Below are 20,051 nucleotides of genomic sequence, written 5' to 3'. Positions count from 1 at the left end.
ACGGCACGACGGGCCCCGCGAACGTGCGCGGAGCCCGTGCGCCCGGCCGTACGGCCGGGGTGTTACTCGGAAACGCCGAGCTTCTCCAGGATCAGCTCGCGGGCACGGCCGGCGTCGGCCTTGCCACGGCTGGCCTTCATCACACCGCCGACCAGCGCGCCCACCGCGGCGATCTTGCCGGAGCGCACCTTGTCGGCCGCGTCGGCGTTCGAGGAGAGCACCTGGTCGATGATCGAGGACAGCTCGCCCTCGTCGCTGACGATGCGCAGGCCGCGCGCCTCGACGACCTCGTCAGGGGAGCCCTCCCCCGCGAGCACGCCTTCGAGCACCTGGCGGGCCAGCTTGTCGTTCAGCGCGCCGGACGCCACCAGCTCGACGACCCGCACGATCTGCGCGGGCGTGATCGGCAGGTCGGCGAGGGAGGTGCCTGCCTCGTTGGCGCGCCGCGCCAGCTCGCCCATCCACCACTTGCGCGCGTCGGCCGCGGGCACGCCGGCCGTGACCGTCGCCTCCACCAGGCCGATGGCGTCGGCGTTGTGCATCGCGGCCATGTCGAGGTCGGAGACGCCCCACTCGGCCTGGAGCCGCCTGCGCCGCACGGTCGGCAGCTCGGGAAGCTCGGACCGCAGCTCCTCGACCCACTCGGGGGTCGGGGCGATCGGCAGCAGGTCGGGCTCGGGGAAGTAGCGGTAGTCCTGCGCCTCCTCCTTGGACCGGCCGGGCGTGGTCGCGCCGGTGTCCTCGTGGAAGTGGCGGGTCTCCTGGACGATCCTGCCGCCGTCGGCGAGGATCGCCGCCTGCCGCTCGATCTCGCCGCGCACCGCCCGCTCGACGCTTCGCAGCGAGTTGACGTTCTTGGTCTCGGTGCGGGTGCCCCACACGCTCGACCCCCGGGGCATGAGCGAGACGTTGACGTCGCACCGCATGGAGCCTTCCTCCATGCGCACGTCGGAGACGCCCAGAGTGCGCATCACCTCGCGCAACTCGGTGACGTACGCCTTGGCGACCTCGGGGGCGAGCCGGTCGGTGCCCTCGACGGGCTTGGTGACGATCTCCACGAGGGGGATGCCCGCCCGGTTGTAGTCGACGATCGAGTAGTCGGCGCCCTGGATGCGGCCCGTGGCGCCGCCCACGTGCGTGGACTTGCCGGTGTCCTCCTCCAGGTGGACCCGCTCGATCTCGACCCTGACCGTCTCGCCGCCCACCTCGACGTCGAGGTACCCGTTGACGCACAGCGGCTCGTCGTACTGGCTGATCTGGTAGTTCTTCGGCATGTCCGGATAGAAGTAGTTCTTCCGGGCGAAGCGGCACCACTCGGCGATGGTGCAGTTCAGCGCCAGGCCGATGCGGATCGTCGACTCGATGGCCTTGTCGTTCGCCACCGGCAGCGCGCCGGGCAGCGCGAGGCAGACCGGGCAGACGTGGGTGTTCGCCGGCGCGCCGAACGTGGTCGGGCACCCGCAGAACATCTTGGACGTCGTGCCCAGCTCGACGTGGGTCTCCAGGCCGATCACCGGCGCGAAACGCTCAAGCGCCTCGTCGTACGGCATGACGGTCGCCGTTTCAACCATGCTGGTAACCCAATCCTTCCAGAGCTTCGATCATGTCATTCCACCATTGCCGGAAGGCAGGCACCTTCCTCATTTCACTGATGTCAGCGGTCTCCGCCACCGACACGAAGAAGCCGCGAAGCACGCCACGCCTGCCGGGATTCATCCCGGCCTCGTCCTTCAGCAGCCCCTCCAGGACCGCCTTGGGATCACGGCAGGACTCCACGGCCGGACCTGAGACGAGTCTGGCCGCCAGTCTCTGGCGGCCCAGCACCTTGACCAGGGCCCCGTAGTCGGCGAGCAGCCACGCCTCGGTCTCGCGCACCGGCACGACCGCCACGAGGGGCTCTGTGAACGTGCTGTCCTCCCACGTCTTCCGCATCCTCCCGATGACCTCATCCGACTTGGCGGCCGGAGCCCCATCGTGGTGAAAAAGCACCACGTCGAAGGTGCCGCGCTCCTGCTCCAGGGACTTCAGCACAGGGTCGGGATGCTGGTTGCCCGCCTCTGGCAGACTCCTGACCTCCTGGACCTCCCGGCAGCCGGGGAAACGCTCGACGACCATGACCTCAAGCGCCCGGCGCAGCAGGATCGGCAGGTACCAGTCGTCCGAGATGCCTTCCCTGACGAGCACACAGCTCAGACTCCGCATCAGACCGGTTCCTCCAAACCGGCCCGGAACCTGTTCAGCTCCGAATCGGTGACCCGGGGCCACCGCTCGCCCTCGACCCTCACGGGGCCGCCGCCCTCTCTGAGCCATCTCACACGGCTCACCCTGCTGGCCTTCCCGTCTTCGAGAACGGTGGTCATGTCGAGGAACGCGATGTTCGCGTACGGCACCGCGTCGAGCACCACCGGCGAATGGCTGGTGAAGATCGCCTGACGATAACGGACAGAAGATCCGTCATCGTCGCGCTCCGGAGGCTCGCGCAGATCGGTCACCAGACCTTGGGCCAGGCCGAGCAACTGCCGCAGCCGTTCAGGGAAGACGCCGTTCTCCGGCTCCTCGACGGCCATGGTCCCGTGATCATGAAGGACCGCCAGGATGGCCAGCATTCGCAGCGTGCCGTCGGAGGCCAGGTCGGCCCCTAGCCCCTGCTCATACGGCGACGAGAACTCCAGCCGCACATCCCTGCGGCGCTCGTCTTCGAGGATGGCGAAGTCGCTTACCTCCCTCACGAGGCCGACGAGATGCATTTTTATCTCGCCGACCACTCCCAGCGGCCAACTCTTCGAGCCGGTTTCCCTGGCCAGGTGCCGCAGGTAGTTGGGCAGGTCACGCCCAGCCGCGGTCATGTGCCGAGGGCCCCCCAGTTCGCTGGGCTGACGAAGCGCGCCGGCCTCAAGATGAAGGAACCGAACCCCCGCGAATTCGACCAGCAATGCAGAGAAAAGAGAGGAGGGGTCGTTCGACGCTTGTGCGCCGGACCTGTCCCGCTTGGGCCCCCTCGTCATGTACAACAGCAGGCCCGAAGACTCCGGGAATGACGCGGGCAGCTCAGAGGGGATCTCGATGACCCGTGAGGCCTTGTGTCTGATCAATCCGCTGGTGACCCATTCCGGCGCCATGCCGTCGAGACCTCTCCACCTGTCCTGATCGGCAGAGAGCCCCACGAGTCGCTGTCCACGGACGGCTATCCCCTCAAGCTCGTCTTCGGGCTCGGCCCAAACGAGATCGAGCTCGTAACGCCAGCGGTTGGGCACGTGCTGTGGTAGCCCTCCCAGGATGAACTCCAGAGCGAAGCTCATCCTGTCCACTCGAATGCCGTCGCCGCGCCTCCGGAACAGACTCCGGGCGTCGCCGCGAACCGCGGCCACGGCGGCGTCCAGTCCATGAACGCCCGCCGTGGAGACGAAGGTCAGGGCGTCCAGCAGGTTGGACTTGCCGCTGGCGTTGGTGCCGATGAGGGCGAGGAACGGCGGCAGGTCGAGGGCGAAGCTCTCGAACGACTTGAAGCCGTCGATCTCGATGCGGGTGATCATGCCGCCGTCCCTCCTCTCTAGAGCGTCGGCGCCTGGGACAGCAGGCCGCCGCCCCAGCGGTCCTCGAAGGCCCTCTCCACAGCGGCGCCCACGCGGTAGCAGCGCTCGTCGCCGAGGACCGGGGCCATGATCTGGAGGCCGACCGGGAGGCCGTCCTCGTCGGCGAGGCCGCACGGCACCGAGATGGCGGCGTTGCCCGCGAGGTTGGCGGGGATCGTGCACAGGTCGGCGAGGTACATCGCCATCGGGTCGTCGGCGCGCTCGCCGATCGGGAACGCGGTGGTGGGCGTGGTCGGCGAGACCAGGACGTCCACCTGGTGGAACGCGGCCTCGAAGTCACGCGCGATCAGCGTGCGGACCTTCTGCGCCGAGCCGTAGTAGGCGTCGTAGTAGCCGCTCGACAGGGCGTAGGTGCCGATCATGATGCGCCGCTTGACCTCGGAGCCGAAGCCGGCGGCGCGGGTCAGCGCCATGACCTCCTCGGCGCTATGGGTGCCGTCGTCGCCGACGCGCAGCCCGTAGCGCATGCCGTCGAACCTGGCGAGGTTGGACGAGGCCTCGGACGGGGCGATGAGGTAGTAGGCGGGAAGGGCGTAGGTGAAGCTCGGGCAGGAGACCTCGACGACCTTGGCGCCCAGGGACTCCAGCAGGTCGACGGCCTCCTGGAAGCGGGCCAGCACGCCCGGCTGGTAGCCCTCGCCGCCGAACTCCTTGACCACGCCGACGCGCAGCCCCGCGACATCGCCGCGGCGCGCGGCCTCGACGACCGGCGGCACCTCGGCGTGGATCGAGGTGGTGTCCATCACGTCATGGCCGGAGAAGGCCTCGTGCAACAGCGCCGCGTCCAGCACGTTGCGGGCGAACGGGCCCGGGGTGTCGAGTGAGGAGGCGAAGGCGATCACGCCGTACCGCGAGGAACCGCCGTAGGTGGGCTTCATCCCGACGATGCCGGTGACGGCGGCGGGCTGCCGGATCGAGCCGCCCGTGTCGGTGCCGGTGGACAGCGGGGCCTGGTAGGAGGCCACGGCGGCGCTCGAACCCCCCGAGGAGCCGCCGGGGATCCGGCCGAGGTCCCACGGGTTGTGGGACGGGCCGTACGCGGAGTTCTCGGTGGAGGAGCCCATCGCGAACTCGTCGAGGTTGGTCTTGCCGAGGATCACCAGGCCGGCCTCGCGCAGGCGCGCGGTCACCGTCGCGTCGTACGGCGGGCGGTAGCCTTCGAGGATCTTCGACCCGGCGGTGGTCGGCATGTCCTTGGTCGTGAAGACGTCCTTGTGCGCGATCGGCACGCCCGCGAGCGGGCCGAGCTCCTCGCCGGCGGCGCGCCTGGCGTCCACCGCGCGGGCCTGCTCCAGCGCCGATTCGGTGGCGACGTGCAGGAACGCCTTGACCTTGGGATCGACCTCGGCGATGCGGTCGAGGTGCGCCTGGGCCACCTCGACGGCGGAGACCTCGCCGGAGGCCATCAGGGCGCCCAGCTCGGCGGCGGTCTTGCGGGTGAGGCTCATGCCTCCTCCCCGAGGATGCGCGGGACGCGGAAACGGTCGTCCTCGACGGCCGGAGCGGCCGCCAGCGCCTGCTCCGGGGTCAGGCTGGGCCGTGCCTCGTCGGGACGGTAGACGTTCGTCAGCGGCAGCGCGTGTGAGGACGGCGGCACGTCGTCGGTGGCGACCTCGGCGACGCGCGCGACCGCGCCGATGATGACATCGAGCTGCGCGGCGTAGTGGTCGAGCTCGGTGTCGGCCAGCGCCAGCCGGGACAACCGGGCGAGGTGAGCGACCTCGTCGCGGGTTATGGCGGACATGAGTCGTTAACCCGTTTCATGGATGGCAATTGGACAGTGTCATCCTAGGGCTCGTGACCGAACGTGGCCGAACCATTAACCATGGTTCTCCGAGGCCATGTGCGCGTCGGACGGCCGCGGGCCCCGCGTAGCCGGGGATCTCCACGCCCGCACCGGCCGGGCGAAAGCCCTAGAGGGTCGTGACCTCGGCGGACTCGCAGCGGTCGTACGAGGGCGAGCTGAGCCGCTCGCGGAGCCAGGCGGTCGTCTCGGAGGCCGGCATCGGCTCGGCGAACCGCCATCCCTGGCCCGAGTCGCAGCCCATGTCGCGAAGGCGCTGGGCCACCTCCTCGGTCTCGACGCCCTCGGCCACCGACCGCAGGCCGAGGGACCTGACCAGGTCGACGATCGAGCGGACGATGCGCTCGTCGTCCACCGACTTCCCGAGCCGCTGGACGAACGACCCGTCGATCTTGACCTCGCGCACCGGGAGGCGCTGGAGTCGGACCAGCGAGGAGTAGCCGGTGCCGAAGTCGTCGAGCGCGAGCGGGATCCCGAGCGCGACCAGCGCGTGCAGCGAGTCGGAGCTGTAGGCCTGGTCGGTCATCAGGATGCGCTCGGTCACCTCAAGCTGGATCGCCTCGGCGGGGAGCCGCAGGCGGTCGAGTCCCGCCTCAAGCTGGTCGGGCAGCGCGGAGTCGAGCAGGTCACGGGCCGACACGTTGACCGAGACGGGCACGTTGAGCCCCGAGTGCCACCAGCGGGCCGCCTGCTCCAGCGCGGCGTCGATCACGTGCTCGGTGATCTGGCGCATGAGGTACGACTGTTCGGCGAGCGGGATGAAGTCGGCCGGGGAGACCGGCCCCCGGTCGGGATGCCACCACCGCAGCAGCGCCTCGACGCCCTGCACCTCGCCCGACGAGAGGCTCATCTTGGGCTGGTAGTGCAGCTCCAGCTCGCTCCCGCCGACGGCCCTGCGCAGGTCGCCGAGGAGGTTGAGCCGCTCGGGCGAGTTGCGGTCCTTTTCGGCGAGGTAGACCTCGACCCCGGTCCGGCCCTCCTTGGCGAAGTACATCGCGACGTCGGACCGCTGGAGGAGCAGCTCGAAGTCGGGCGCGTGGTCGGGGTACAGCGCGATGCCGATGGAGGCGTCAAGGTCGAAGGTCATGCCCTCCAGCCGTACGGGCTCGGTGAGCGCGGCCCTCAGCCGGGCGGCCACCTCGCGGGCGGCGACGGAGTCGCGCACGGTCGGCAGGAGCACGGCGAACTCGTCGCCCCCGAGCCTCGCCACGACGTCGCCCGGCCGCACGCTGTGGGTGAGCCGGTGCGCGACGATCTGCAGCAGCCGGTCGCCCACGGGGTGGCCGAGGGTGTCGTTGACCTCCTTGAACCGGTCGAGGTCGAGCAGGAGCAGGCCCACCCGCACGTCCTCGCGCGCCTCGGCAAGCGCCTCCTCCGTACGAAGGATCAGCAGCTTGCGGTTGGGCAGGGAGGTCAGCCCGTCGTGCATGGCCTGGTGGTCGCGGCGCACCGACAGCGACGCGGTGAAGTACATCGTGGCGAGCGGGGCGACGAACAGGGGGACCAGCGCGGTCGAGTGGCTCATGACGACCACGACCGGCGGGGCCAGCCCGAGGAGGGCCGCGTACACGAGGCTCTGGTGCCCGATCGTCGTGCGGATCACCCGGAGCAGCGGCCGGCGCTCGTGCAGCGCGACGGCCCCGCAGACCAGGACGCCGCGCACCGCGAAGTAGGCCACGGCCGCGAGCGCGACCGCCATGATGTCGGTGCCCTCGGGCACCCAGGGCGTGGCCGGATGGGGGTGGTGCCCGAAGGCGGCCAGCACCACTCCGGCCGCCGTGGAGGCCAGGGAGACCTGCGCGACGTTGAACACCGTGCGGTGCCAGGCCCTGTGGTGCGACAGACCGCTCACGACCAGCGCCAGCGAGTGGATCAGCACCGCGACGGACAGACCGTGGTAGAGCAGAACCGCGAAGGTGAACAGCGTCGAGGTCGCCGTGCCCCCGGCCAGGCGCGAGGTGGAGACCACGATCGGCCGTAGCTCTCCCAGCACGACCAGGGCCACGAGCATCCAGAACAGCGGGGTGCGCGCCAGGGTGGCCAGCTCGCTGAAACCGAGCCGGACCTCGGCGACGAGCAGCGCCACGAGCCCGGTGGCGACGACCCCGGTCAGGTAGGTCCAGAGCGGGGAGAAGGGCCGAGGTGCGGTGTCGCGCGTGTCGGATGGGTCCGTCATAGGCAAGTAAACCCCCAAGAGGTCACTATGGGAGGGTACGACCTCTGGGCCACTTCGCGAAACCGGTTGGGCACGTTCCGTCACCGGCAATTTCGGCGCTCCAGCTCTTCCTGTTCGTGACGAGCGACGATGACGGATGACAAATTTTTCGGGAAATATCCGTCTAGGGCGGAAAAGTTCGGATCAAGCCCTCATGGGCGCCATGACGGGTCCCATCACGCGGGCCGGGAAGGAATCCTCCCGGCCCCGGCGAGCGTCCTCCCGGGCTAGGCCGGCGTCTCCTCACGGGAGAGTTCTCCGGCCTCGGGGGTAGGCGTCTCCTTGGGCTCGGCGGGCACTTCCCCGGGCTCTGCCGGGGTGACGGCGTCCGGTCCCTGGTCGAGCAGGACCTGGAAACGGTCCTCGTCGAGGATGGGGACGCCGAGTTTCAGCGCCTTGTCGTACTTCGAGCCGGCGTTCTCGCCGGCGACCACGAAGGCGGTCTTCTTGGAGACCGAGCTCGTCACCTTGCCGCCGCGGCTCTGGATGGCCTCTCCGGCCTCGTCCCTGGTGAAGCCCTTGAGGGTGCCGGTGACCACCAATGTCAGCCCGGCGAGGGTCTGCGGGCCCTGCCCGGTGGGAGGCTCGTCCTCCATGCGCACCCCGGCCTGGCGCCAGCGCTCGACGATCTCGCGGTGCCAGTCCTCGGCGTACCACTCGTGGATGGACGCGGCGATGGTGGGGCCGACCCCCTCGACCACGGCGAGCTCCTCGACCGAGGAGCCGAAGACGCGGTCGAGTGACAGGAACGCCGAGGCCAGGGCCTGCGCCGCCGTCGGCCCGACGTGCCTGATCGACAGGGCCACCAGCACCCGCCAGAGCGGCTGGGACTTGCGCAGCTCAAGCTGCTCCATCATGTGCTCGGCGTTCTTGCTCGGCTCGCCGCTCATGTTGGCGAAGAACGTGACGACCTTCGGCTCGCCGGTCTCGGGATCGGTCTTGGGCAGGCCGGTGTCCTGGTCGCGCACGACGGACTTGATCGGCAGCAGCCGGTCGATCGTCAGGTCGAACAGGTCGGCCTCGGTGCGGACCGGCGGCTCCTGCGGAGGCAGCGGGGCCGTCAGCGCGGTGGCGGCGACGTAGCCGAGGCCCTCGACGTCGAACGCTCCCCGGCCGGCGGCGAAGAAGATGCGCTCACGCAGCTGCGCCGGGCACGAGCGGGCGTTGGGGCAGCGGATGTCGACGTCGGCCTCCTTCATGCGCCGCAGCTCGGTGCCGCACTCGGGGCAGTGGGTAGGCATGACGAACTCGCGCTCGCTCCCGTCGCGCAGGGCGGTCACCGGCCCGACGATCTCGGGGATCACGTCGCCCGCCTTGCGCAGCACCACGGTGTCGCCGATGAGCACGCCCTTGCGCGCGACCTCCGAGGCGTTGTGGAGGGTCGCCCGCTCCACGGTGGACCCGGCGACGACGACGGGATCCATCACGCCGTACGGCGTCACGCGCCCCGTGCGGCCGACGCCCACCTGGATGTCGAGGAGCTTGGTGTTGACCTCCTCGGGCGGGTACTTGAACGCGATGGCCCACCGGGGCGCGCGCGACGTCGAGCCGAGCTGCCGCTGCAGCTCGATGCGGTCGACCTTCACCACGACGCCGTCGATCTCGTACGCGGTGTCGTGGCGGCGCTGCCGGTAGTGCTCGATGAACTCGTCGATCTCCGTGAGGCTCCCGACGACCTTGTAGAGGTCGCTGACCGGCAGCCCGAACTCCTTCAGCCGCTCGTAGACCCCCGACTGCGTCGCCGGGAGCGGGGAGCCCTCCCAGGTGCCGACGCCGTGCGCGATCATGCCGAGCGCGCGCTGGGCGGTGACGCGCGGGTCCTTCTGGCGCAGGGACCCCGCCGCCGAGTTGCGGGGGTTGGCGAACGGGGCCTTGCCCGCCGCCACGAGCTGCTCGTTGAGCTTCTCGAAGCCCTCGACCGAGAGGTAGACCTCGCCCCTGACCTCCAGCAGGTCGGGAACGTCGTCACCGGTGAGCCGGTGGGGGATGTTCGCGATCGTGCGCACGTTCGCGGTCACGTCGTCGCCCACGCGCCCGTCGCCCCGCGTGGCGCCCCTGACCAGCCTGCCCTTCTCGTACACCAGGGCGATCGCCAGCCCGTCGATCTTCAGCTCGCAGAGGTACGGCCCGGGGTCGGCCTCGACGAGCCGCTCGGCGCGGGCCTGCCAGCCCGCGAGGTCGGCGTCGTTGAAGGCGTTGTCGAGGCTTTCGAGCCGCCGGAGGTGCTGCACGGGCGTGAAGTCGGTGGAGATCGGCGCGCCGACCTTCTGCGTCGGCGAGTCGGGCGTACGCAGGCTCGGATGCGCCTCCTCCAGCTCGCGCAGCTCGCGCATCCACGCGTCGTACTCACCGTCGCTCACCGTCGGCGCGTCGAGCACGTAGTAGCGCCAGTTGGCGTCGTCGGCCAGCTCGGCCAGCTCGGCGTGACGCTCCAGTGCGTCCACCGGCACGCCCTCCACCTCGGCAGCCATGCCGTCTCCCCTCGTCGGTCGAACCCAAGGAGAACGCTACGGCCAGCGACGAGTGCTCACGCCTCCGCGAATGCGGTCTACCTGGGGAATCGTTACCTCCACCATGCCATCCACCACCGACATTTCCGTACAAAACGACCGCCGCTGTCAACCTCGGCCGTACCCGCGCTCATGGGACGGGACGGCCGGAACTCAGCCCCCCTGTGCCCAGACGCCCTCCCACTGCGAGCACTTGCCGGTGACCTTCTTGGAGGTGCCCCGGCAGACCTTGGCCGTGGAGCTCAGCATGTACCCGGCGTTCACGCGGAACGCGAGGGCCCGCGACTGGGAGCAGTTCCTGAAGGTGGCCGTGCGGTACTTCCCCTTGTCCGTGAGCCACTTGATCTTCAACCAGGAGCACGTGCGCGCGCCGCCCGCGTCGTACAGGTCTCCGGTGATCCGCAGGCCGGAGTTCGTCGAACGGATCTTGCCACCCGCCCATCCCTTGCGGTCGGACGAGGCGGTGGGCCCCCAGGACCATGATTCGGCGGCGGACGCCCGGCTCGTGGAGGAAGCGCCCGCCGAGGCGGACGCGGCGGCGGGCAGGCCGAGGCCCAGGGCGGCGGCGGTGGTGAGCCCGAGCAGTACGCGAAGACCGCTGTGCATGACTTTCTCTCCTGAAGACGTGGTCGGTTACCACCTCAAGAGATAGACCAGCGACCTTGCAGCGAACTTGACCGAACTTGCACAGGAACGCCCGCCGCTACCGGCCGCGATCCCCCCGCCGCGATCACCGCGATGGCCGCGATCACCGGGCGTCGCCGGGGTCGTCCCGCAGCACGCGCGCCGCGTCACGGCACCGGGCGAGCGCGGCCCGCGCGTACGCCGGAGAGGCTCCGGCGAGCCCGCACGACGGCGTGAGCACGACCTGCTCGGCGAGCCGCGACGGATCGAAGCCGAGCCTGCGCCACAGCTCGGTGGCCGGCTTGGCGATCACGTCGACGTCCGCGAGCTTCGTGTCCGTGCCCGGGACGACGCCGAGGAAGAACGCCGTCCCCGCCTCGATCGCCTCGCCGAGGCGGTCCTCGTCGCGGCGCCGCAGGAACCGCGCGTCCAGCGAGAGGCCGCCGAACCCGGCCGCACGGAGCACGCCGAAGGGCACGTCGGGCGCGCAGCAGTGCACGATCGTGAAGGCATCGGAGGGCAGCACGACGCGGAGCCGTTCGGAGGCGGTATGGGCCTCGACGGCGGCGAGCCGCCCGAATCCCGAGGCGGTCGGCACGGTGCCGGCGAGCACCCCCGGCAGGCCCGGCTCGTCCACCTGCACCACGACCCGCGCGCCCGGTATCCGCGCGCGCACCGCCGCGAGGTGCGCGGCCAGCCCCTCGGCCAGCGAGTCGGTCAGGTCGCGCACCGCTCCGGGGTCGGCGAGCGTCTTGTCGCCGTAGCGCAGCTCGATGGCGCCCGCGAGAGTCCACGGCCCGCACACCTGGATCTTGAACGGCCCCTCGTACCCCTGCGTGACCTCCTCCAGGGCGTCCAGGTCGCGGTTCAGGTGGTCCCTGGCGCGGCGGACGTCGCGTCCGGGACGGTCGGTGAAGCGCCAGCCGGACGGCTGCACCTCCACCGGCAGCTCCACGAGCAGGGACGCGGTACGCCCGACCATGTCCGCGCCCACTCCCCGATCAGGCAGCTCCGGGAGGTACGGCAGGTCGGGAAGCTCCCCGAACACCATGCGCAGCGTCTCCACATGGTCATCACCGGGGTGGGAACCCACCCCGGTGGCACTCGCCGCGTTCCACGGAAACTCGCTCACAAGGCGCAAGCTTAGAAGCGCCTCGGGACGGACGGCACGGGAGACCGCGGCGGCGCGGGCCAGTGCGACGCAAGCCGATTCCAAGGACCTCCTCCTATCTGTAGTCGTGACCGGCGACATCGGCCCCGACCGCGGGCGGCACCGGCACCCCTGTGACGACGACGAGAGGAAACCACGTGAGCCGCCGTATGCGGGTCGTGCGGCAGAACATGCTGACCGACTGCGGCCCCGCCTGCCTGACCATGGTGCTGGACCACTACGGCCTGCGCACGACGACCCGCGAGGTGACCGAGAGGGCCGGCGTCTCGCGCGACGGGTTGACCGCGAGAGCCCTGGTGACGGTGTCCAGGGAGTACGACATGGACACGGTCGCGCTCAGGATCGCGCCAGAACGCGTCGCCGATCTGACCCTCCCCGCGATCGCCCACTGGAATCCCGCGCACTTCGTGGTCGTCGAGCGGGCCCGGCGCGGCCACGTGACCATCATCGACCCGGCGCTGGGCCGCCTGCGGCTGACGGCCGCCGAGTTCGCGGCCGGGTTCAACGGCGTCGTGCTCGTGCCCACGCCCGGACCCGGTTTCCGCCCCCGGCGGCTCGGCATCCCCACGCGCCCATGGCGGCGGAGGATGCCCGCCGACGTCCTGCGGCGCTCGCGTGGCCTGGTCGGCCTGGTCCTGCTGGCCTCGCTGCTGCTCCAGGCGCTCGGCCTCGTGCTGCCGCTGTCATCGGGAGTGATCGTCGACCGGATCCTGCCCTCGGGCGGCACCGGGCTCCTGCCCCTCGTCGGCGCCGGCATCGCGGTCGCCGCGGCGACGCAGCTGCTCCTGAGTTACCTGCGCGTACGGATGCTCACCGCGCTCCAGGTCAGGGCCGACCGCGACCTGACCACGGAAGTGGTACGCCACATGTTCGCCCTGCCGTACCGCTTCTTCGCCCAGCGGGGCACCGGCGATCTGGTGACGCGGATCCAGGGCGTCACGGCGATCCGGGAGCTGGCGACCGGGCAGGTGCTCCCGGCGATGCTGGACGGACCGCTCACCCTGGTGTACGTAGCGCTCGTGACCGTGGGCGATCCCGTGCTGGGCGGGTGCCTGCTCGCCGCGGTGGCCGCGCACGCGCTGCTGCTGTTCGGCAACAGGCGGCGTACGGCCGCGCTCATGCAGCGTCAGCTCGCCACCCAGGCCGACGCCCAGGGGCGGCTCATCGAGTCCATCAAGGGGATCGAGTCGCTCAAGGCCATGAGCGCCGAGTCCCGGGTGATGGACCGGTGGTCCGGTCTGCTCACGGCGCAACTGAACGCCGGCGCGCGGAGCACGACGGCCATCGGCGGGATGGCGGCCGTGCAGAACGCCATCCATCTCCTCACGCCCATGGCCCTGCTCTGGGTGGGGGCCTGGAGGGTGATCGACCACAGCATGACCCTCGGCACGCTGCTTGCGCTCAACGCCATCGGGCTCGCCACCGTAACCCCGCTGAACTCGCTGATGAGCGCCCTGCAACGGCTGCAGGTCGCCGGAGCGGCGATCGCACGGCTGGCCGACATCCTGGACAGCGACCCGGAGAGTGAGATGGGGGTGACCGGCCACGAGGCGGGCGCGGGAAGGGCTCCGGACCTCCGGGGAGACGTCGAGCTGCGCGGAGTCGGCTTCCGGTACGACCCGAGGGGCGCCTGGACGCTGCGCGACATCTCCCTGAGGGCGGAGCCGGGCCAGAAGATCGCCTTGGTCGGCCGCTCCGGCTCGGGGAAGAGCACCCTGGCGAGGGTCCTGCTCGGGCTGTACACGCCGGCGGAAGGCGAGGTGCGCTACGACGGCGTGCCCGTGGCGGCGGAGGAGATGCCCGCGCTGCGGCGCCGTTTCGGGGTCGTCACCCAGGAGCCCGCGCTGTTCACCGGGACGATCAGGGAGAACATCGCCCTCGGGGACCCGTCCGCCCCGATGGAGCGGGTGGTGGCCGCCGCCCGGCTGGCCTGCGTGGACGAGGACATCGCGCACCTGCCTTTGGGGTACGAGACGCCGCTGTCGGAAGGCCACGGCCTGTCCGGGGGCCAGCGCCAGCGGCTCGCCCTGGCCAGGGCGCTGCTCACCGAGCCTCGGATGCTGGTTCTGGACGAGGCCACCAGCCACCTCGACACCGCCACCGAGGCCGGCATCGAGGCCCGGCTGTCCGGGCTGCGGCAGACGCGGATCGTGATCGCCCACCGGCTCAGCACGGTCAGGGACGCCGACATGATCCTCGTCCTGCGTGAGGGGCGGATCGTCGAGCGCGGCCGTCACGACGACCTCATGGCCCTCGGCGGGGAGTACGTGACCCTGGTCGAGGGCCAGGACCTCGCCTCGGCCAGGACGGGGAATTGACCCTCGGATAGCCGTCACCAGGGGCAGTTAAGCCTGATCCAAGCCGATTCCAAGCGTGGCCTCGTAGATCTAGATGCTGTTGGGGGCGTTCCCCAAAGCAGCGAAAGGAGGGGCCAAACGTGAACAACCCGGAGATGCTCGGGCAGGTGCTCGACGACACCGAGCTCGACAAGCTCAGCGGTGGCCAGGTCAGGGTGGATGTCGGCATTTACATCGACCCGCCCGGCATCTGCGTCTCCGTCTGAGGCAACCCCGGTGACCGGGACCTGAACCCGGAAGCCGGTTATCCGTTCACAAGGGGCCTGGAGCGAGGTCGCCGCTTCAGGCCCTCGGGTCCCTCGGGTCCCTCAGCGGACGAGGCGAGGGCCATGATGGGAAGATGAAGCTCACCAAACACGGCCACGCGTGCGTGCGACTGGAGAAGGACGGGGCCACCCTGGTCATCGACCCCGGGGGCCTCACCGAGGAGTCCGCGCTCGACGGGGCGGACGCCGTCCTCATCACCCACGAGCATTTCGACCACCTGGAGGTCAAGCGCCTCGCCTCCCTCGGACCGGACGTGCCGATCTGGACCTGCGCGGCCGTCGCCAGGCAGTTGGAGGGCCTGAGCGCCAAGGTCGGCGTCATCGGGGACGGCGACTCGTTCACGGCGGCGGGCTTCGAGGTGGGGGTGGTCGGCAGGGACCACGCGGTGATCGCCTTCGACGTGCCCGTGGTGCAGAACGTCGGCTTCCTGGTCGACGGCGAGGTGTTCCACCCGGGAGACGCCTTCACCGTGCCGGGGCAGCCCGTGGGCACCCTGCTCACGCCGACCAGCGGCCCGTGGATGAAGGCCTCCGAGATGGTCGACTACCTGCTGGAGGTGGCGCCCAGGCGCGCCTACTCCATCCACGACGGCCTGTACAACGACATCGGGCTGATGCTGGTCGACGGCCTCCTCGACCGCCGGGGCAAGGCGCAGGGAGGCGACTTCCGCCGCCTCAAGACCGGCGAGAGCGTGGTCCTGGGCGGCTGACCCCACCCGCCTCACCCGGGCGCCTCAGAAGAACCCCAGGGGGCCTCAGGAGGACGTGGCGATGGTGGCGGAGCCGATGACGGCGTCCCCGCTGTAGAGGACGGCCGCCTGGCCCGCCGCGACCCCTGTGGCGGGGCTTTCGAGCTCGATGTGGACCACGCCGCCCGAGAGCTGGGCGCGGCAGCCGTACACCTCGCCATGCGCCCGGAGCTGCACGTGGCACGCCACCGGCTCGTACGGCTCGGCGAGCGGGCCGTTCCAGACCGGGCGCTCGGCCACGATGGAGCTGACCGACAGGGACGAGCGCGGGCCCACCGTCACCGTGTTGGACACCGGCTCGATCGACAGCACGTAGCGCGGGCGGCCGTCGGCGGTCGGCCGGTCGATGCGCAGGCCCTTGCGCTGGCCCACGGTGAAGCCGAAGGCCCCGGCGTGGGTGCCGACGACGGTGCCCGCCTCGTCGACGATCGGGCCCTGCTCGGCGCCCAGCCGCTCGGCCAGGAAGCCTCGCGTGTCGCCGTCGGCGATGAAGCAGATGTCGTGGCTGTCGGGCTTGTCGGCCACCGCGAGATCACGGGCGGAGGCCTCCTCGCGGACCTCGGCCTTGGTGGAGCCGCCCAGCGGGAAGATCGCGTGGGAGAGCTGCTCGCGGGTGAGGACCCCGAGGACGTACGACTGGTCCTTGCCGGGGTCGACGCTCCTGCGCAGCACGCCGTCTTCGAGCCGGGCGTGGTGGCCGGTGGCCACCGCGTCGAACCCGAGCGCCAGCGCCCGGTCGAGCACCGCCTCGAACTTGATCTTCTCGTTGCAGCGCAGGCACGGGTTGGGAGTGCGGCCGGCGGCGTATTCGTTGACGAAGTCCTCGACGACGTCGCGGTGGAACCGCTCGGCCATGTCCCAGATGTAGAAGGGGATGCCGATCACGTCGGCGGCGCGGCGCGCGTCCCTGGAGTCCTCCAGGGTGCAGCAGCCCCGCGCGCCGGTGCGGTAGGACTGCGGGTTGGACGACAGCGCGAGGTGGACGCCCGTGACGTCATGGCCGGCCTCGGCGATGCGGGCGGCCGCCACCGCGGAGTCGACGCCGCCGGACATGGCGGCAAGCACACGAAGACTCATAACACCGTCGAGGTTACCCGCCCTGCGACGCCGGCGGGCGTCCGGCAGATCTCCGCGCCCCCGCGACGCCGACAGGCCACCCGCAGATCTCCGCCCCCCGCGACGCCGACAGCCACCCGCAGATCTCCGCGCCCCTGCGATGCCGGCGGGCCACCGGAGATCTCCGCGCCCCGCGGCGGCCGGCGTTGGCACAGGCGCCGGACACCTGGGAGGATCGAGTGCCATGCGACTGTTCGGGCGTAAGAACGAGCCGGGTGAGCCGGTCCAGGCGATCGCCGGTTTCTGGGCGTGGTGGGCGCAGGCCCGGCCGAGGATCGACGCCCTGCTTGAGGCGGGCGACGGCCCAGGGCTCGCCGAGGAGCTGGTTCCGGCGGTCACCGCCCTCGATCCGGGGCTGGTCTGGGACATCGCGCCCGGCGGCGCCGCGCGGCAGGCCCTGGTGGTCTCGGCGGCCGGCAACCCCGAGCTCAGGCCGCTGGCCCACCGCTGGGCGCTCGCCGCGCCGCCGGCCGACGCGGTGTGGGAGTTCCACCCGTCCCGGCAGGCCAACCCGGGCGCCATCGACCTGACCCTCGACGTGGGCGGGCGGGAGTTCGCGCTCGACAAGCTGGTGCTCGGGCTGCGGGTGCCCAAGGGGACGCCGCGCATCGACGTCACCGCCTATCACCCGATATTTCCTGACCTGGTCGACGAGACCCGCATCGAGGCGGCCGTCCTCGCCCTCGACTGGCTGCTCGGCGAGGACGAGGTGGCCCGCTGGGTGGGCGACATCGTCGCCGCCACCTTCCAGCCCCTGGACGCCGTGCCCGCCGTCCACCTCCCCGCCGTGGTCGCCGACCTCGCCTCCGAGTACCCGCGGGACCAGTGGGCGCTCATGGAGGGCCAGACGGCCGGTGGGGCACCCCTGATCGCCACCGCACGCCATCCCCTTCGCCCGGTCGACTACCCGCTGCTCGACCAGCACATCGCGATCACGCTTCCGTACACCGAGGCCGATGACGACGGCCTGCCCGCCGGGGCGTCGTCGGCCGCGCTCCGCGAGTTCGAGGAGCGGCTGGCCCAGCGCCTCGACCGCCTGGACGGCACCGCCGTGCTCGCCGTCCACGTGAGCTCGGAAGGCACCCGCGTGCTCCACGTCTACGCCGACCCTTCGGGAGACGCGGCGTCGCGGGTCGGCGACCTGGCCGCGAGCTGGAAGGAAGGCTCACCCGACGTCGAGGTGACCACCGACCCCGGCTGGATCGCCATCTCCCCCTTCCTCAACTGAAACTGACCCACGCCCCGACCCTCCTTCCCAACCCGACCCGGGCGCGATACCAAGAAGCAAGGCGCGACCCCCGAGGCTCCCCTTCACTCCGCCCACGCGGGAGAATGTGAGGAGAACGCGTGAGTGATCAGCAGCAGATGACAGACCATTGGTGGTGGCGGCCCGGCTGGAGTATCGGGCGCCGCTTCTACACCTGGCACGTCACCTTCCAGCACGCCTCCGACGTCCATCGCCTCGCCCACGCCTACCGGCACGGTCTCACCGGCGTCGACGGCCTGGACCTGGTGCCCGATCAATGGCTGCACCTGACCATGCAGGGGCTCGGCTTCGTCGACGAGGTCAGCGAACAGGACGTGCGCGCGATCGTGGACGCAGCCATCCGGCGCCTCTCGGCGGTGCCCGCCTTCGAGATCAAGCTCGACTCGCCGCGCATCACCCCGGAGGCCGTCCGCTGGGAAGCGGCCCCCGCCGCGCCCGTGGCTGCCGTACGGCTGGCCATCCGCCAGGCCATCGCCGAGGTCTGGCCGGCCGTACCCGAGCCGGAGGAAGGCTTCGCCGCCCACATCACCATCGCCTACAGCAACGCCACCGGCCCGGCAGCCCCCATCGGCGAAGCACTGGACGCGGTTGACGCCTCGCCTGCCCTGGCCCGCATCGACACAGCGGAACTGATCGTGCTCGGCCGCGACCGCCGAATGTACGAGTGGGAGCCGTACGCCTCCGTCCCGCTGGGCGAGGCCTGAGTCACGGAACGCCGGCCAGGAGGCGGGGGATAGCACGATTCCCGCACATTACCCAAGGTAGCGGCACGATAATTAGGAGTGATCGAAGGTGGTTGGAGGCACACAGGGGCGCGGTCCGGGCGGGGCCGTGCCGGAGCACGATCGCGAGGGGCGCCGTGACCGCAGACCCGATCGACCCGCACGCCTCGGCCTGGCACCTGTTCGGCGCCGTCATGCGCCGCTGCCCAGAGGCCAGACCCAACCTCGGGCTACGCCGAGCCGGCGAACAGATGTACACCGACTTCTCCAACCTCGCCAAATGGGAACGCGGCGAACGCACTCCCCCGCCGGACATGATCCACCGCCTCGACCAGGTGTACGGCGCACACGGCATCCTCACCGCCCTGTACGACACACTCATCGCCTTGAAAACCACCACCGAATCAGCAGAACACCACACGGGTAGATATCCGAAAAATACTTTTGACGGCATTGGAGACGACGACATGGAACGTCGAGCCGCCCTCCACCTCCTCGCCGACCTCGGCACGCTCAGCGGCTTGGGCATCTCCACCGAACCCTTCCGCCGACTCCTCGACCTCTCCTTCGGCCACCCCCACCGAGCCCTTGAAGACTGGGAACTGGCCTGCGCCGACCACCTGCACGCCCTGCGTACCCGCCCTCCCGTCCAGGTCGCAGCCGACCTGCTCATCGACCTGATGACGGTCCGAGGCCAGTCCCGGGTCTCCACTCCGGCCGAGGTGACGGAGCTCCAGCGCATCACCGCCATGCTCTCCTCGCTCCAGGCCAACGCACTGACCCGGCTGGGCAATCACGGCACGGCCATCCGCTGGTGGTACAGCGCCCGTCAGGCGGCCGACGCCTCGGGGGACCTGGCGCTCCGCCTCCTCGTCCGGGCTGAGGAAACCGGCCACGGCCTCTACGGCCAACGCGACCCGGAAACGATCCTGCGCATGGTCCGCAGTGCCCAGCAGCTCACCGACAAGCCCTACCTCAAGCTGTTGACCACCGAAGCGAAGGCGCTGTCGATGCTCGGCAGGCACGACGAAGCACTCGGGAGGCTGGTCACCCTGCACAAGGCCGCGGAACAGGGCGGCACAGATCGGTATGGCTTCTGGAAGCCAGATGGGCTCCACTTCGCGGAAAGCTGGGTGTACGCCGGAGTGGGCAACGATTCCGCGGCGGGCACTGCCCGGGAGAAGGTGCTGAAGGCCACGCGGGACTACGTGTACCTCGTCAACATCCAACTGCACAGTGCACTGTGCACGGTCACCCAAGGCGGCATCGACGAGGGCCTACGTCAGGCGGCAAAAGCGATCGACGCGGTCACTCCCGCCTACCGCAGCCACCACGTGATCGAAACCGCCAACCTGGTCCTGCGCGCCGTCCCTCCCCACCAGCGGACTCGCCCGTCCGCCATCGAACTCCACACGCTCCTGACCGGCACGCCTCCGCAAAACGCCTGAATACTAAATACATCCGGCTTTGGGCTGACCGTCGAGTTTCATCCCGTCACCGCATCACCTGGTGGCGCCTGTGGACGCGGCGGCGGCCTGGCCAGAAAGAAGGCGCCATGTTGGACACGATGAGCGCCGATGAGCTTCGCGGAGCGCTGGCCGAAAAGGTCGCGGCCCGGCATCACCCCCGCTTTCATCATCGTCAGGTTGCGTAGGGC

Annotated in this window: 16 protein-coding genes; 6 read left to right on the top strand and 10 right to left on the bottom strand. The window is 70.5% G+C overall.

What is annotated here, in order from left to right:
• Positions 1 to 62: 62 nt before the first annotated feature.
• From gatB to ACGFIV_RS22600, 9 genes are all read right to left on the bottom strand, one after another.
• A complete protein-coding gene (gatB, locus tag ACGFIV_RS22640; protein WP_358550861.1) occupies positions 63 to 1,571 on the bottom strand; it encodes an Asp-tRNA(Asn)/Glu-tRNA(Gln) amidotransferase subunit GatB in 1,509 nt (502 codons plus the stop codon).
• Positions 1,564 to 2,202 (bottom strand): DUF4276 family protein, encoded by a 639-nt coding sequence (locus tag ACGFIV_RS22635; protein WP_358550859.1) that lies wholly within the window; start codon positions 2,200 to 2,202, stop codon positions 1,564 to 1,566. The genes gatB and ACGFIV_RS22635 overlap by 8 nt, the downstream gene beginning before the upstream one ends.
• Positions 2,202 to 3,533, bottom strand: coding sequence for an AAA family ATPase (locus ACGFIV_RS22630; RefSeq protein WP_358550857.1), 1,332 nt, complete (start codon positions 3,531 to 3,533; stop codon positions 2,202 to 2,204). Before ACGFIV_RS22630 ends, ACGFIV_RS22635 begins: the two co-directional genes overlap by 1 nt.
• Positions 3,534 to 3,550: 17 nt before the next feature.
• The gene (gene gatA / locus ACGFIV_RS22625; protein ID WP_358550855.1) at positions 3,551 to 5,041 is read right to left on the bottom strand and encodes an Asp-tRNA(Asn)/Glu-tRNA(Gln) amidotransferase subunit GatA; all 1,491 of its coding nucleotides are present in this window, start codon (positions 5,039 to 5,041) and stop codon (positions 3,551 to 3,553) included.
• On the bottom strand, positions 5,038 to 5,337 hold the full coding sequence (gene gatC, locus ACGFIV_RS22620; RefSeq protein ID WP_358550853.1) for an Asp-tRNA(Asn)/Glu-tRNA(Gln) amidotransferase subunit GatC: 300 nt from the start codon (positions 5,335 to 5,337) through the stop codon (positions 5,038 to 5,040). Before gatC ends, gatA begins: the two co-directional genes overlap by 4 nt.
• A 169-nt stretch (positions 5,338 to 5,506) precedes the next feature.
• Positions 5,507 to 7,573, bottom strand: a complete 2,067-nt coding sequence (locus ACGFIV_RS22615; protein ID WP_392837445.1) for a putative bifunctional diguanylate cyclase/phosphodiesterase — start codon at positions 7,571 to 7,573, stop codon at positions 5,507 to 5,509.
• Positions 7,574 to 7,839: 266 nt separating this feature from the next.
• Entirely contained in the window at positions 7,840 to 10,083 is a 2,244-nt protein-coding gene (gene ligA / locus ACGFIV_RS22610; RefSeq protein ID WP_358550849.1) for an NAD-dependent DNA ligase LigA, read from the bottom strand.
• 192 nt (positions 10,084 to 10,275) lie between these two features.
• Positions 10,276 to 10,728, bottom strand: coding sequence for a hypothetical protein (locus ACGFIV_RS22605; RefSeq protein ID WP_358550847.1), 453 nt, complete (start codon positions 10,726 to 10,728; stop codon positions 10,276 to 10,278).
• A gap of 142 nt (positions 10,729 to 10,870) precedes the next feature.
• Positions 10,871 to 11,878, bottom strand: coding sequence for a methionine synthase (locus ACGFIV_RS22600; RefSeq protein WP_392837442.1), 1,008 nt, complete (start codon positions 11,876 to 11,878; stop codon positions 10,871 to 10,873).
• Positions 11,879 to 12,054: 176 nt separating this feature from the next.
• Between ACGFIV_RS22600 and ACGFIV_RS22595 the strand changes: the two genes are divergently transcribed.
• The 3 genes from ACGFIV_RS22595 (at position 12,055) to ACGFIV_RS22585 (ending at position 15,250) form a co-directional block, all read left to right on the top strand.
• Positions 12,055 to 14,235 carry a peptidase domain-containing ABC transporter gene (locus ACGFIV_RS22595; RefSeq protein ID WP_358550843.1) on the top strand — a complete coding sequence of 727 codons (2,181 nt, stop codon included), beginning with the start codon at positions 12,055 to 12,057 and terminating at the stop codon, positions 14,233 to 14,235.
• 119 nt (positions 14,236 to 14,354) lie between these two features.
• Entirely contained in the window at positions 14,355 to 14,480 is a 126-nt protein-coding gene (locus ACGFIV_RS22590) for a hypothetical protein (RefSeq protein ID WP_358550841.1), read from the top strand.
• A 134-nt stretch (positions 14,481 to 14,614) separates the two neighbouring features.
• Entirely contained in the window at positions 14,615 to 15,250 is a 636-nt protein-coding gene (locus ACGFIV_RS22585; RefSeq protein WP_358550839.1) for an MBL fold metallo-hydrolase, read from the top strand.
• 45 nt (positions 15,251 to 15,295) lie between these two features.
• Here ACGFIV_RS22585 and mnmA read toward each other — a convergent pair whose 3' ends face one another.
• Entirely contained in the window at positions 15,296 to 16,366 is a 1,071-nt protein-coding gene (gene mnmA, locus ACGFIV_RS22580) for a tRNA 2-thiouridine(34) synthase MnmA (protein WP_358550837.1), read from the bottom strand.
• A 223-nt stretch (positions 16,367 to 16,589) separates the two neighbouring features.
• Here mnmA and ACGFIV_RS22575 point away from each other — a divergent pair, with 223 nt between their 5' ends.
• From ACGFIV_RS22575 to ACGFIV_RS22565, 3 genes are all read left to right on the top strand, one after another.
• Entirely contained in the window at positions 16,590 to 17,633 is a 1,044-nt protein-coding gene (locus tag ACGFIV_RS22575; protein ID WP_358550835.1) for a DUF695 domain-containing protein, read from the top strand.
• A gap of 119 nt (positions 17,634 to 17,752) precedes the next feature.
• Positions 17,753 to 18,376, top strand: coding sequence for a 2'-5' RNA ligase family protein (locus ACGFIV_RS22570; protein WP_392837437.1), 624 nt, complete (start codon positions 17,753 to 17,755; stop codon positions 18,374 to 18,376).
• Between the two features lie 155 nt (positions 18,377 to 18,531).
• A complete protein-coding gene (locus tag ACGFIV_RS22565; RefSeq protein WP_392837435.1) occupies positions 18,532 to 19,842 on the top strand; it encodes a multiprotein-bridging factor 1 family protein in 1,311 nt (436 codons plus the stop codon).
• Positions 19,843 to 20,051 lie beyond the last annotated feature (209 nt).

The organism is Sphaerisporangium sp. NPDC049003, from assembly GCF_043197795.1.
In the GTDB taxonomy this organism is placed as follows: domain Bacteria; phylum Actinomycetota; class Actinomycetes; order Streptosporangiales; family Streptosporangiaceae; genus Sphaerisporangium.
This window is presented reverse-complemented; position numbering and strand designations above follow the sequence as displayed.

Excerpts from the sequence above, each read along its gene's own strand:
- gatB (WP_358550861.1), bottom strand. The coding sequence starts at position 1,571 with ATGGTTGAAACGGCGACCGTCATGCCGTACGACGAGGCGCTTGAGCGT.
- ACGFIV_RS22635 (WP_358550859.1), bottom strand. The coding sequence starts at position 2,202 with ATGCGGAGTCTGAGCTGTGTGCTCGTCAGGGAAGGCATCTCGGACGAC.
- ACGFIV_RS22630 (WP_358550857.1), bottom strand. The coding sequence starts at position 3,533 with ATGATCACCCGCATCGAGATCGACGGCTTCAAGTCGTTCGAGAGCTTC.
- gatA (WP_358550855.1), bottom strand. The coding sequence starts at position 5,041 with ATGAGCCTCACCCGCAAGACCGCCGCCGAGCTGGGCGCCCTGATGGCC.
- gatC (WP_358550853.1), bottom strand. The coding sequence starts at position 5,337 with ATGTCCGCCATAACCCGCGACGAGGTCGCTCACCTCGCCCGGTTGTCC.
- ACGFIV_RS22615 (WP_392837445.1), bottom strand. The coding sequence starts at position 7,573 with ATGACGGACCCATCCGACACGCGCGACACCGCACCTCGGCCCTTCTCC.
- ligA (WP_358550849.1), bottom strand. The coding sequence starts at position 10,083 with ATGGCTGCCGAGGTGGAGGGCGTGCCGGTGGACGCACTGGAGCGTCAC.
- ACGFIV_RS22605 (WP_358550847.1), bottom strand. The coding sequence starts at position 10,728 with ATGCACAGCGGTCTTCGCGTACTGCTCGGGCTCACCACCGCCGCCGCC.
- ACGFIV_RS22585 (WP_358550839.1), top strand. The coding sequence starts at position 14,615 with ATGAAGCTCACCAAACACGGCCACGCGTGCGTGCGACTGGAGAAGGAC.
- mnmA (WP_358550837.1), bottom strand. The coding sequence starts at position 16,366 with ATGAGTCTTCGTGTGCTTGCCGCCATGTCCGGCGGCGTCGACTCCGCG.
- ACGFIV_RS22575 (WP_358550835.1), top strand. The coding sequence starts at position 16,590 with ATGCGACTGTTCGGGCGTAAGAACGAGCCGGGTGAGCCGGTCCAGGCG.